The organism is Achromobacter sp. 46006 (genome assembly GCF_059761975.1).
Genome location: NZ_JCBANN010000004.1, coordinates 58,622 through 70,761 on the forward strand (window position 1 = coordinate 58,622; position 12,140 = coordinate 70,761).

11 protein-coding genes are annotated in these 12,140 nt (G+C 63.7%); 6 read left to right on the forward strand and 5 right to left on the reverse strand.

Annotation, left to right across the window (positions count from 1 at the left end; all coding sequences use genetic code 11):
* The first annotated feature begins 29 nt into the window (after positions 1–29).
* The 3 genes from nudC (at position 30) to AC6LKG_RS03540 (ending at position 5,189) form a co-directional block, all read left to right on the forward strand.
* The gene (gene nudC, locus AC6LKG_RS03530) at positions 30–800 is read left to right on the forward strand and encodes an NAD(+) diphosphatase (protein ID WP_498162762.1); all 771 of its coding nucleotides are present in this window, start codon (positions 30–32) and stop codon (positions 798–800) included.
* Positions 801–972: 172 nt separating this feature from the next.
* Complete coding sequence (locus tag AC6LKG_RS03535) at positions 973–1,482, forward strand: winged helix DNA-binding protein (RefSeq protein ID WP_006388202.1); 510 nt, start codon at positions 973–975, stop codon at positions 1,480–1,482.
* An 83-nt stretch (positions 1,483–1,565) separates the two neighbouring features.
* Entirely contained in the window at positions 1,566–5,189 is a 3,624-nt protein-coding gene (locus AC6LKG_RS03540) for a hydantoinase B/oxoprolinase family protein (protein ID WP_498162764.1), read from the forward strand.
* Positions 5,190–5,364: 175 nt separating this feature from the next.
* Here the strand turns inward: AC6LKG_RS03540 and AC6LKG_RS03545 are convergent, their stop codons facing one another.
* The 5 genes from AC6LKG_RS03545 to AC6LKG_RS03565 all read right to left on the reverse strand — a co-directional run bounded on the left by AC6LKG_RS03545 (position 5,365) and on the right by AC6LKG_RS03565 (position 9,616).
* Positions 5,365–6,039 (reverse strand): C39 family peptidase, encoded by a 675-nt coding sequence (locus AC6LKG_RS03545; protein WP_498162766.1) that lies wholly within the window; start codon positions 6,037–6,039, stop codon positions 5,365–5,367.
* Between the two features lie 17 nt (positions 6,040–6,056).
* On the reverse strand, positions 6,057–6,629 hold the full coding sequence (locus tag AC6LKG_RS03550; protein WP_498162767.1) for a hypothetical protein: 573 nt from the start codon (positions 6,627–6,629) through the stop codon (positions 6,057–6,059).
* 395 nt (positions 6,630–7,024) lie between these two features.
* Positions 7,025–7,333 carry a hypothetical protein gene (locus tag AC6LKG_RS03555; protein ID WP_498162769.1) on the reverse strand — a complete coding sequence of 103 codons (309 nt, stop codon included), beginning with the start codon at positions 7,331–7,333 and terminating at the stop codon, positions 7,025–7,027.
* Between the two features lie 157 nt (positions 7,334–7,490).
* The gene (locus tag AC6LKG_RS03560) at positions 7,491–8,291 is read right to left on the reverse strand and encodes a hypothetical protein (RefSeq protein WP_498162770.1); all 801 of its coding nucleotides are present in this window, start codon (positions 8,289–8,291) and stop codon (positions 7,491–7,493) included.
* A 284-nt stretch (positions 8,292–8,575) separates the two neighbouring features.
* The gene (locus AC6LKG_RS03565) at positions 8,576–9,616 is read right to left on the reverse strand and encodes a C45 family autoproteolytic acyltransferase/hydrolase (RefSeq protein WP_498162772.1); all 1,041 of its coding nucleotides are present in this window, start codon (positions 9,614–9,616) and stop codon (positions 8,576–8,578) included.
* 164 nt (positions 9,617–9,780) lie between these two features.
* On the opposite strand from AC6LKG_RS03565, the gene glnH reads away from it, so the two are divergent.
* The 3 genes from glnH (at position 9,781) to glnQ (ending at position 12,082) form a co-directional block, all read left to right on the forward strand.
* Entirely contained in the window at positions 9,781–10,533 is a 753-nt protein-coding gene (gene glnH / locus AC6LKG_RS03570) for a glutamine ABC transporter substrate-binding protein GlnH (RefSeq protein ID WP_498162773.1), read from the forward strand.
* A 167-nt stretch (positions 10,534–10,700) separates the two neighbouring features.
* Positions 10,701–11,357, forward strand: coding sequence for a glutamine ABC transporter permease GlnP (glnP, locus tag AC6LKG_RS03575; RefSeq protein ID WP_498162775.1), 657 nt, complete (start codon positions 10,701–10,703; stop codon positions 11,355–11,357).
* Complete coding sequence (glnQ, locus tag AC6LKG_RS03580; RefSeq protein ID WP_498162777.1) at positions 11,354–12,082, forward strand: glutamine ABC transporter ATP-binding protein GlnQ; 729 nt, start codon at positions 11,354–11,356, stop codon at positions 12,080–12,082. The genes glnP and glnQ overlap by 4 nt, the downstream gene beginning before the upstream one ends.
* Positions 12,083–12,140 lie beyond the last annotated feature (58 nt).

A 12,140-nucleotide genomic window follows, 5' to 3' on the forward strand; every position in this document is an offset into this window, starting at 1 on the left:
TCCATCGCCGTTGTGTCGCAGAGGGTCGTGTGAATTTCGTTTTTCGTCGTGACGAGTTGCTGGTCGAAGAAGCCACCAGCGTGTTGCCTGACCTGGATGCCTGTGTGCGTGCCGGGCTCGTGGCCGAGGCCTTGCAGCCGGTCTGGGCCGGGCCCGAATCTCCGGCCCGCGCCGCCCATGTCGAGCCCGGCATCGAGGCGCCGCGCGGCTACGCATTCAAGAAGTTGCGTTCCCTGTTCGGCGTGCTGGACGAGGAACGCATGGCGCTCGCCGGGCGCGCCTACCAGATCGCCGAATGGGCCCGCACGCACCGTTTCTGTGGCGCTTGCGGCACGCCCACCGAGCGCGTCGGCGGCGAATTCTGCCAGCGTTGCCCGGCCTGCGGTTTCTCGGCCTATCCGCGCATCTCGCCCGCCATGATGGTGCTGATCCGCAAGGGCGACAGCATCCTGCTGGCGCGCCACACCGCCAATGCGGCGGGGCGCTACACGGCGCTGGCCGGCTTCGTCGAGCCGGGCGAGAGCATCGAGCAGACGGTGCATCGCGAAGTGTTGGAAGAGGTCGGCCTGAAGGTCGGCAACCTGAAGTACTTCGGCAGCCAGTCGTGGCCGTTCCCGCATTCGCTGATGGTGGCCTACACGGCCGAATATGTGTCGGGCGACATCCGCGTGCAGGAAGACGAGATCGCCGACGCGCGTTGGTTCGGCCCGGGCGACCCGATGCCCGAGATCGCGGCGCGCATCTCCATCGCCGGGTCATTGATCCGCGCCCACCTGCCGGCGGGCTGGGAAGCTCCGTAGCCGCCTTCCGGCGCCGCGTTCCGGAAGGGGCGCGGCCACGGCTCCACACTCGAGAAATCCTAGGGTATTCCCTCGAAACGAGGGTTTTTTTGCGTCCCTGGATTATTTTTTATTGATGAAATATAGATAAATTATTAGTATTTCGAGCAGATAAACTTGTTGCGCGGCCGTTATGACCTCCACGTTGATCGCCTCATCGGCCCACCTGGCCGGGGGCAGCGCGCCCGATCTGTCCGAAGTCGAATTCGGCCTGATGATCGCCAGCCACGCCTTTGACCGCTGGACCGTGCGCTGCATGGCGGCGGCCGGCCTGCCTGATCTGACGCCCACCGACGTCATGGTGTTTCACCACGTGTTCCATCGCCAGCGCCCCAAGAAGCTGGCCGACATCTGCTTCACGCTCAATGTCGAGGACACGCACATCGTCAATTACGCGCTGAAAAAGCTCGACCGCCTGGGTGTGGTCAAGGGCGAGCGCGCCAGCAAGGAAGTGTTCTACAGCGTCACGCCCGAGGGCGCGGCCATCATCAAGCGCTACGGCGAAATCCGCGAGCAATGCCTGACCGCCGGCCTCGATGCGCCGGGCGGGGGCGGCCTGGAATTCAGCCGCCAGCTGGCGCACACGCTGCGCGCCCTGTCCGGCCTGTACGACCAGGCCGCGCGCGCCGCGACTTCCCTGTAACCGATACGCGGGACCGTTCCCGTACCACCACCCGCACGCCGCGGCCGCAGCGCCGTGGCGGCTTCTTGTACCCGAGGATAGTTATGAAGTGGCAATTCTGGATTGATCGTGGGGGCACCTTCACCGACATCGTGGCGCGCCGCCCCGACGGCACCACCACCACCGCGAAGATGCTGTCGGAGAACCCCGAGCAGTACCGCGATGCTGCGGTGGCGGGCATCCGCAAGCTGCTGGGCATCGCGCCCGGCCAGCCGGTGCCGGCCGAGCAGGTCGAATGCGTCAAGATGGGCACCACGGTCGCCACCAACGCGCTGCTCGAGCGCAAGGGCGAACGCACGCTGCTGGTGACCACCCGCGGCTTCCGCGACGGCCTGCGCATCGCCTACCAGAACCGTCCGCGCCTGTTCGACCGCAACGTGCTGCTGCCGGAAATGCTATACGAAGCCGTGGTCGAGGCCGACGAGCGCGTGGCCGCCGATGGTGAAGTGATCCGCGACCTGGACGAAGCCGCGCTGCGCCGCGACATGCAGGCGGCGTACGACAACGGCATCCGCACCGTCGCCATCGTCTTCATGCACGCCTGGCACGCCACCGGCCACGAGCAGCGCGCCGCCCGCATCGCGCGCGAGATCGGCTTCACCCAGGTCTCGGCCTCGCACGAGGTCAGCCCGCTGATCAAGTACGTCTCGCGCGGCGACACCACGGTGGTCGACGCCTACCTGTCGCCCATCCTCAAGCGCTACGTCGACCAGGTGGCTGGCGAGCTGCCCGGCATCCGCCTGATGTTCATGCAGTCCAGCGGCGGCCTGACCGACGCGCACCGCTTCCGCGGCAAGGACGCCATCCTGTCCGGCCCGGCCGGCGGCATCGTCGGCATGGTGCGCACCAGCGAACAAGCGGGTTTTGACAAGATCATCGGCTTCGACATGGGCGGCACCTCCACCGACGTGTCGCACTACGCCGGCGAATTCGAGCGCGAGTTCGAGACCCTGGTGGCCGGCGTGCGCATGCGCGCCCCGATGATGAGCATCCACACGGTCGCGGCCGGCGGCGGCTCGATCCTGCATTTCGACGGCGCGCGCCTGCGCGTCGGCCCGGATTCGGCCGGCGCCAACCCCGGTCCCGCCTGCTACCGCCGCGGCGGCCCGCTGGCCGTGACCGACTGCAACGTGCTGCTCGGCAAGATCCAGCCTGATTTCTTCCCCAAGGTCTTCGGCCCCGACGCCAACGAGCCGCTGGACCGCGACGCGGTCGTGCAGCGCTTCCAGGCCATGGCCGACGAGGTCCGCGCCGCCACCGGCCGCGACATGACGCCGGAACAACTGGCCGAAGGCTTCCTGGAAATCGCCGTCGGCAACATGGCCGAAGCCATCAAGCGCATCTCGGTGCAGCGCGGCCACGATGTGACCGAATACGCGCTGACCGTGTTCGGCGGCGCCGGCGGCCAGCACGCCTGCCTGGTGGCCGACGCGCTTGGCATGACCACCGTGTTCGCGCACCCGCTGGGCGGCGTGCTGTCGGCCTACGGCATGGGCCTGGCCGACCAGACCGACATGCGCCAGAAGACCGTCGAAAAAACGCTCGACGCCGCGCTGATGGCCGAGCTGCAAGGCGAACTGGACGCGCTGGCCGAGCAGGCCGTGGGCGAACTGCGCCGCCAGCATGTGGCCGACAGCGACATCCAGGTGCAGCGCCGCCTGCACCTGAAGTACCGCGGCACCGACACCGCGCTCGAAGTGCCGTATTCGGACCTGGACCAGGCCCGCAAGGACTTCGAGGCGGCCTATCGCCAGCGCTATTCCTTCCTCATGCCCAACCGCGAACTGGTGGTGGAGACCATCTCGGTGGAAGCCACCGGCGGCGGCGAGCGCGTCACCGAGACGCCCGCCTCGCGCAGCCGCGATGGCGCGCTGGCGCCGCGCCGCACCGTGCGCATGTACAGCGGCGGCGCCTGGCGCGACACGCCGTTGTACGTGCGTGAAGACATGGCCGGCGGCGACCTGGTGGCGGGTCCCGCCATCATCTCCGAGCCGAACCAGACCACCGTGGTCGAGCCCGGCTGGCAGGCCGAGCTGACGCAACAGGATCACTTCGTGATCCGCCGCGTCGAGGCCCGCCCCGAGCGCCGCGCCGTCGGCACCCAGGCCGATCCGGTGATGCTGGAAGTGTTCAACAACCTGTTCATGTCGATCGCCGAGCAGATGGGCTACCGTCTGCAGAACACGGCGTACTCGGTCAACATCAAGGAACGCCTGGACTTCTCCTGCGCCATCTTCGACGCCCAGGCCCGCCTGATCGCCAACGCGCCGCACATGCCGGTGCACCTGGGCTCCATGGGCGAGTCGGTGCGCACCGTGATGAACGCCAACGCCGGCCGCATGCAGCCGGGCGACGCCTACGTGGTCAACGACCCGTACCACGGCGGCACCCACCTGCCGGACGTCACGGTGATCACGCCGGTGTTCGACCGCAAGGGCAGCGAAATCCTGTTCTACGTCGGTTCGCGCGGCCACCACGCCGACATCGGCGGCACCACGCCGGGCTCGATGCCGCCGGATTCCAAGACGGTCGAAGACGAAGGCGTGCTGTTCACCAACTTCCAGTTGGTCAAGGGCGGCGAGTTCCGCGAGCAGGCCGCGCGCGACATTCTCGGCTCGGGCCGCTGGCCGGCGCGCAACCCGGACCAGAACATCGCCGACATGCACGCGCAGATCGCCGCCAACGAAAAGGGCGTGCAGGAACTGCTGCGCATGTGCGATCACTTCGGCCTGGACGTGGTGCGGGCCTACATGGGCCACGTGCAGGACAACGCCGAAGAGGCGGTGCGCCGCGTGATCTCGGTGCTCAAGGACGGCAGCTACGAGTATCCGCTGGACAACGGCGCGGTCATCCGCGTCGCGGTGCGGGTGGACAACCAGGCGCGCAGCGCCGTGGTCGACTTCACCGGCACCTCGGACCAGCTGGACAATAACTTCAACGCCCCGGGCGCCATCGCCGTGGCCGCGGTGCTGTACGTGTTCCGCACCCTGGTCAACGACGACATCCCGCTGAACGACGGCTGCCTGGTGCCGCTGTCGATCATCCTGCCGGAAGGCTCGATGCTGCGCCCGAACCCGCCGGCCTCGGTGGTGGCGGGCAACGTCGAAACGTCCATGTGCATCGTCAACGCGCTGTACGGCGCGCTCGGCGTGCTGGCCGCCAGCCAGGGCACGATGAACAACTTCACGTTCGGCAACGCGCGCCACCAGTACTACGAGACCATCTCGGGCGGCACCGGCGCCGGTCCCGTGCGCATCGATGCCGCCGGTCCCCACGACGAAGGCTTCCCCGGCACTTCGGTGGTGCAGGCGCACATGACCAACTCGCGCCTCACCGACCCCGAAGTGCTGGAGTTCCGCTTCCCGGTGCGGCTGGAGTCGTACGAGATCCGCCACGGTTCGGGCGGGGCGGGGCGCTATCCGGGCGGCAACGGCGGCGTGCGCCGCATCCGCTTCCTGGAAGACATGACCGCCGCGATCCTGTCCAACAACCGCCTGCACGCGCCGTTCGGCCTGGCCGGCGGCGAACCGGGCGCGATGGGCCGCAACTACGTCGAGCGGCTGGACGGTTCGGTGCAGGAACTCGGTCCGCAGGACAGCGCCCAGTTGCATCCGGGCGACGTGTTCGTGGTCGAAACGCCGGGGGGCGGGGGCTACGGCGCGGCGTAAGCGCCGCCCACCATCGGCGTCCGAGTCCGTTCAGGCGGGATCGGGCGTCGCGTCGTCCGGATCGTTCATCACATCCAGGACGATGTCCGCCTTCGGCTTGCGGTCGTAGACCCGCAGCGTCAGCTCGCCATCGCCGATTTCGAAGATCGCGGTGGCGAGCGTGTTTTCGCTTGCTTTAGGGGATCGAGCGAATCGTCAGTTGCTTGACCGTATTGGCGGTCTGACGGCGAGGCGCCTTGGAAAAAAAAGTGTTCGCAGCAGTCGTCTCGGGGTCAATCGGTAACACCGCCAAGAATTTCCCTGAAAGCGCCTCTCCCCTCACATTCCACATGGATTCAAACTGTGTACGACTGAATGTACGATTGCCCAACGATGGGTCCGCCAGCCATACGGTGTCTCCGTTGATGCCTCGCAAGACGCTGAAGTGGTCGTCCTTGCGGTGCTTCATGTAAACGATGACTGGCATTCTAAGTCGGGCCAATTGATCGAAGCTCGCGGCAAAACCTTGCGCCTTGAAGCCGAACTGGGCGAGAGCGCTTGCCATGTCCTCGAAGCTGGCTCTTCCATCGGTCTTGTTCATAGCCTTAAGAAGTTGTTCTTCGGTGACTGCCTGACCATAGTGGCTGTCGAGTAGCGTGGCGAGAGAGGCGGCGCCGCAAGAGTAGTCCAGATCCTGCTTGACTATCCGGTCGTCGCGCAGATGTTTCCAGCTTCTTACCGGAACGATTCCATGGCTGGAGTGGGTCAGGAGCAGGACGCCTACCGGGCCGGGAGGAATGGCATCGCTCGACGCGCCGGCCGCAATGGCGTTGGCCGCTGCTAGCGCGGCAACGACGAGAAGCTGCGGCATGATGAAATACGTCTGATTCATTGCGCCGGGACGACGAGGGGCGGGAGCGGCAAAGCGATTCCCAACATGGCCAGGACGACGCCAAGCGCCGTATACACAAGTATTGTGACCAAGATGGCTGGAATCAGCCCGACCGCAATGCCGCCGATGCTGTAGCCTATACTGGCTTTGGGGATCGCGCTCGAGAGGGCATTGGCCCCGACCCACACCGAATATAGCCACAACAGCAGCGTAAGGAGCGGGGGGACACCCATGGCGGTCAGGCCGATACCGAGCAGGTCGGCCACCAGCCAAGAGGTCGCCACCAGGTTGAACAGATTGCCTTGGCCATCCCATCGGCCATCGCGTTTCATCCAGGTTCGCAGTACGCAGACGATGATAAGAAAGGCGGCCCAGGTTGAGATGATTGCCCCGCACAGGGTTAGCCACGCGGGGACCGCAGGCAAATTCGATTCTGCGGGTACGCCGGGAATCAAGCCGCCTGCCAAACCGATGAGCGTGATAACTAGCGCGGATCGCCAGCGAGGGAAATCGAACCGCGAGAAGGGCAGTCCGTTCAGGGCAAAGAGGGAGAGGGAAGATGCGATCATTGGCTCGATTTTCTAAAGGCAACGTGATTGTCAACGTTTATCAGGACGCTGGGGTTACGTTGTGGCAATAGTGGCAAGTTACCGATGCGTTGGTGTCCAGGCAACTGAAGCGAAACAATTCAATGATTGATTGTCACGGCATCGTGTTTCGGTCGGGATTTTCAAGGAAATAGCCAATCACCAATTGTCATGGCTACCCACAGAACGGCAGCGAATGCGATTATTAAGAGATGCGAAAGCCAAAAAATAAATGAGCCTGTTCCGGGGTCATTCCATTTTATGGAGCGCAGGTAATTGAGTATCTTGTCGCGCATGTTTTTGGGTTGTCGGAATGATCTGAGTCGCCAGAACAACTTTTAAGGTTGCCTGGCGGCCGTTCTTAGATTGCAGTCAGATTAACGCCACCCGTGCCAGTGGAGCATAGGATGAAAGAAGTGATAGAGCGGCATGTAGGCCGAAGTTTGGTAGGCCGTATAAAGGGCGCCAGTTGCCATGGGAGCGTAATAGAGGAGAGGCCAAAAAGCGCCCTCGGTCTCCTTCATTTCCTGCTGCGACAATGCTGTCAACTGCATTGGTCGATTCGATGGTTCGAACATTGCATTAATGTCTGTCGCACTAAAAACGGCCATCGGCCGATCGAGATCGGGTATTCTCGGTTCGCTGGCGTATACCTGTGAGGACAGCAGGCCGGCGGTTGTCAGCATTAGTGCTATGCGTGTTAACTGTTTCATATAGACTCTCTAGGAACTACAGGAACTACAACAAGCCTTGAAATAGACTCTCAAGGCACCTATTGCCGGTGTTTGCGTCACCGGCAATCTTTTCGGGCGGCTTGCCGCCTTTTTTTCAACCGTGTCAAGGTCAAAACGTGTACAGCCAGTTGGCTCGCAACTCCGAACCGCTACGGCCCGATACATTGGCCTTTAAGGTGGTGGTCAGTGTGCTATCGCTTGTCAGGCCGTAACCGACGCCAAGTAATAGATCGGTTGCGGTGCGATTGATGCCTTGGTTATGACCGTCCAGCCGATCGGCCTGCCGGTGCGTCCATTGCGCGCCTGTGGTGAGTGTCACGCGGTCGTTGACGGCGAAGCCCACCGAGGGGTTGAGCAATAGCAAGTTGCCTGGCCGGTATCGGTAAGAACCGTCTACACGGGCTTGGTTGAACTGGTACGCGGCCGTCAATGAGAATACGATTGGATCGATTGCGTGGTAGGCGGTAACGCCTAGCATGGCCGACTTGAGGCTGGCGCTATCTTGCCGGTGCTTTTCCCGTAAAGCGATTTCCCCGAATCCGAGTACGGCAGGACTGTCGGTATCTTGTTTGAATTGATAGTTGATGCCTACCCAAGCATCGACGAATTTCGACTCGCTGCTGGTGGTTGTGCCGTCGACACCGCTATTGCGCTGGTTTGACGAGAGGCCGCTTATTCGGGCATACAACTCGGTGTCTGTTGTCAGACCGTATCGCAGACCGAGTGTGCCAACCACGGTGTCGCTATTACCGAGACTCTCTCCGAGCGACGTGGGAACGGTGATGAATGACGTCGGCCCCGTCTGGACAATAATCGGTTCGCCGATTGATATGCCATTGCGGTCTGTGTTGGCGTAGGCCAACGATAATTCCATCCTGAGCTTCCCCGCGTCGGTGATCAGGTTCTCCACCGTAAGAGGTAATTCAGCCCACGCTGCGAGGGGGATAACTAGAATTAGACTGGCACAAAGGCGCGAGATACGCATGAGACCCTCAAATAATATTGAGTCTCATTCTATTTTTGGGTGAGGTATTTTTCGATTGGATTTGATCCGAGATTTGCCGGAATTGCGTGAGGTCACCTGCATGCCTTGCACACCAAGAACCGTCGTGAAGGAGAGGGCCCCCTGACGTTCATTGGCTAGCACCTCAGTGCATTGCTAATACTTGCGCGCGGTTCTGCGCGCAAGTATTCCTACTCCGGATCGTTCATCACATCCAGGACGATATCCGCCTTCGGCTTGCGATCGTAGACCCGCAGCGTCACCTCGCCATCGCCGATTTCGAAGATCGCGGTGGCGAGCGTGTTTTCGCCGTCCGGGTCCTTGGGATCGGTGCGCAGGATCGGCAATTCGCCCTCGGTGTCATGCAGCGCCGTCAGCAGGTCCGTCCCGCCGGTGGCGGGCGACCAGGTGTCGACGATGCCCTCGATGCGGCGCTGGCGCTCGCGCGACGAGTCGGTGATGATCTGCGTCTGGCCGCGGCTGCCCTGGTGCACCATGTGGTTGGCATGGCCGTAGCGGGTGCCGATCTCCAGCTCGGACGCATTGCCCGGCGCCGCCTCGACACTGAAGATGCGGGCGTCGGCGGCCGAGCCCAGCGTATGGTGAAAACCGCCCGCCCGCGAGGTGCCGCGCAGCAGCGCCACGGCTTCGTCCAGCGTGGCGCAGTCGAGCACGGCGCGCGCCAGCAGCATGCGCGGCACGCCGGCATGACGTTGCCGGGTGCGCAGGTTGTTGATGGTCTGCACCAGGCCGGCGCGATTGGCCCCGAAGGTATGGCCGGGCAGGGAACCCGGGTAATAGAAGCTCAGGTAGCCCGGCGCGTCGTCCAGCGCCACGTCGACCAGATGGCAGCGGCCGTACAGGAACGGATCGCCGTCCTCGTTGTGGCCGATCCAGCGGGTGCCGTCCACCGCCTTCAGCGCTACCGAGGTGCAGCCATCGCCGCTGCCGCTGCTGTGCAGCAGGTCGCCGCGGCAATTCCATAGCAGCACGTCCGCCAGCGGCATGTCCAGCCCCTCGGCCAATCCTTCCAGTTCTTCCCAGATCGCGGGCAGGTTGGCCTGCGCCTGTTGCCCCAGCTCGTCCAGGTAGGGATGGCCGCGCCAGGGGCGCAGCGCTTTCCAGGTGGCGCTCTGGTCCAGGTAGGTCGCCATCAGCGGGCGGGCCAGTTTGCCGAGGGCCACGCCGGCCTGGCGCCGGTTGCCGGCGATGCGTACATACTTGTAGGGCATGGGGATTCTCCGGGTGTCATGCGGATTGTAATTTTTCTAAGCTCTCTGCGGTGGGGACGGATGCGTTAACATGCCCTGTAAGTTGCTCCGGCGATCCCGGCGCGGCCCGCGCATCATGTTCCAACTACAACCCCGGGCGCGATCAGCCCCAAGAGGAGAGTTTCATGATTAAACGTAAAGTCGCCGCCGCCTTGGTCGGCCTGTCCGTGGCCATGTTCGGCGCCGCCTCCGGCGCTTATGCCCAAGGCAAGGAATTGGTGGTGGCCACCGACACCGCTTTCGTGCCGTTCGAGTTCAAGCAGGGCAACACCTATACCGGCTTCGACATCGACCTGTGGGCGGCCATCGCCAAGGAACTGAACCTCAAGTACAAGCTGCAGCCGATGGACTTCAACGGCATTATCCCCGGCTTGCAGACCAAGAACATCGATGCCGCGCTGGCCGGCATCACCATCCGCGACGACCGCAAGAAGGTGATCGATTTCTCCGATCCCTACTACGAAAGCGGCCTGGCCATCCTGGTCGGCGACAAGAACACCGACATCAAGGATGCCAAGTCGCTGGCTGGCAAGACGGTCGCCGTCAAGACCGGCACCGCCACCGTGGACTTCCTGAAGGCGCAGGTGCCGGACGCCAAGCTCAAGCTGTTCCCCAACATCGACAACGCCTACCTGGAACTGGCCACCGGCCGGGTCGACGCCGCCGTGCACGACACCCCCAACGTCCAGTACTACGCCAACACGGCGGGCAAGGGCCGCGTCAAGGTGGTCGGCTCGGTCAAGAGCGGCGACTTCTACGGCATCGCTTTCCCCAAGGGCAGCGATCTGGTGCCGAAGGTCAACAAGGCCCTGGCCACGCTCAAGTCCAACGGCCAGTACGACGCCATCTACGAGAAGTGGTTCGGCAAGAAGCCTTGAGCTTCCGCGTCGGATCGATGTTGCATTTCGGGGCCGCCCGGCAGTCTGGGGCCCTGGCGCTTCGCTGCGGCGACGCCGGGCCCGGGACGGGGCGGCCCCGAGTCGCTTGCGGCGCCGGGCGTTCCCGCCATGAGGCGACGCGCGAGGCGCGCCATTGAGGGGTAATCGTGGATTTTGACTGGAAAGTAGTGATGGATGCGTTGCCCAACCTGTGGGTGGGTACGCAGATGACGATCAAGATCACCTTTTGGGGCCTGGTCGGCGGCTTTCTGCTGGGCGCGCTCTCCGGCGTGACGCGGGCCTACGGGCACCCGATACTGTCGGGCATCGCGCAGGTGTATGTCGCGGTGATCCGCGGCACGCCGATCGTGGTGCAGGTGATGTTCATTTACTTCGCCTTGCCGCTGTTGGCGAACATCCGGGTGGATGCCGAATGGGCGGCCATTGTCACGCTCATCATCAATTCGGGCGCCTATATTTCCGAAATCGTGCGCGGGTCGCTGCTGTCGGTGCACAAGGGCCTGAAGGAAGCCGGGCAGGCCATGGGCCTGCCGTTCCACAAGATCCTGTTCCACATCATCGGGCCGGTGGCGTTTCGCCGCATGATTCCGCCGCTGGGCAACCAGTGCATCATCAGCCTGAAGGATTCGTCGCTGTTCATCGTGATCGGCGTCGCGGAACTGACCCGCCAGGGCCAGGAAATCATGGCCAGCAACTTCCGCGCGGTCGAGATCTGGTCGGCCATCGCCATCGTCTACCTGATCCTGACGGGCACGATGGCGCTGATCCTGCACCTGGTGGAAAAGAGGATGCGCATACTATGAGCATGGTTGAGTTTCATGACGTCACCAAGACGTTCGGCGAGTCCACGGTACTGGATGGCATCTCGCTCAATATCGACGCCGGCGAGGTGGTCGTGGTGGTCGGGCCGTCCGGTTCCGGCAAGTCCACCTTCCTGCGCTGCATCAACGTGCTCGAGACCATCAATGGCGGCGACCTGCTGGTCGATGGCCTGAGCGTCAACGGTCCGGCCGCGCAGATCCGCGAGATCCGCCGCGAGGCCGGCATGGTGTTCCAGCAGTTCAATCTGTTCCCGCAGATGACCGCGCTGCAGAACGTCATGTTCGGGCCGGTGCACACGCGCGGCCAGAGCCGCGACGAGGCGCGCGAACTGGCCGAGCAACTGCTGCGCAAGGTCGGGTTGGGCGAGCGCATGAACCACTACCCGTCTGAATTGTCGGGCGGCCAGCAGCAGCGCGTGGCGATTGCCCGCGCGCTGGCCATCAAGCCCAAGCTGATGCTGTTCGACGAGCCGACCTCGGCGCTCGACCCCGAACTGCGCCACGAAGTGCTGAAGGTGATGCGCGACCTGGCCGAGGAGGGCATGACCATGGTGGTGGTCACGCACGAAATGGAGTTCGCGCGCAAGGTCGGCAGCCGCCTGATCTTCATCGACGCCGGCAAGATCGCGCATGACGGTCCGCCGGCCGAGCTGCTGGACAATCCGCCCAGCCAGCGCCTGAAGGACTTCCTGCAACACGTGGCCTGAGCGAGTATCGCCCCTGAACCGCGCCCAAGCGGGGTGTCACGGATCCGGCTCCGCCGGT

Coding starts and splice junctions, on each gene's coding strand:
- glnH (WP_498162773.1), top strand. CDS start 9,781: ATGATTAAACGTAAAGTCGCCGCCGCCTTGGTCGGCCTGTCCGTGGCC.
- glnQ (WP_498162777.1), top strand. CDS start 11,354: ATGAGCATGGTTGAGTTTCATGACGTCACCAAGACGTTCGGCGAGTCC.
- AC6LKG_RS03535 (WP_006388202.1), top strand. CDS start 973: ATGACCTCCACGTTGATCGCCTCATCGGCCCACCTGGCCGGGGGCAGC.
- AC6LKG_RS03540 (WP_498162764.1), top strand. CDS start 1,566: ATGAAGTGGCAATTCTGGATTGATCGTGGGGGCACCTTCACCGACATC.
- AC6LKG_RS03565 (WP_498162772.1), bottom strand. CDS start 9,616: ATGCCCTACAAGTATGTACGCATCGCCGGCAACCGGCGCCAGGCCGGC.
- AC6LKG_RS03555 (WP_498162769.1), bottom strand. CDS start 7,333: ATGCTGACAACCGCCGGCCTGCTGTCCTCACAGGTATACGCCAGCGAA.
- AC6LKG_RS03550 (WP_498162767.1), bottom strand. CDS start 6,629: ATGATCGCATCTTCCCTCTCCCTCTTTGCCCTGAACGGACTGCCCTTC.
- AC6LKG_RS03545 (WP_498162766.1), bottom strand. CDS start 6,039: ATGCCGCAGCTTCTCGTCGTTGCCGCGCTAGCAGCGGCCAACGCCATT.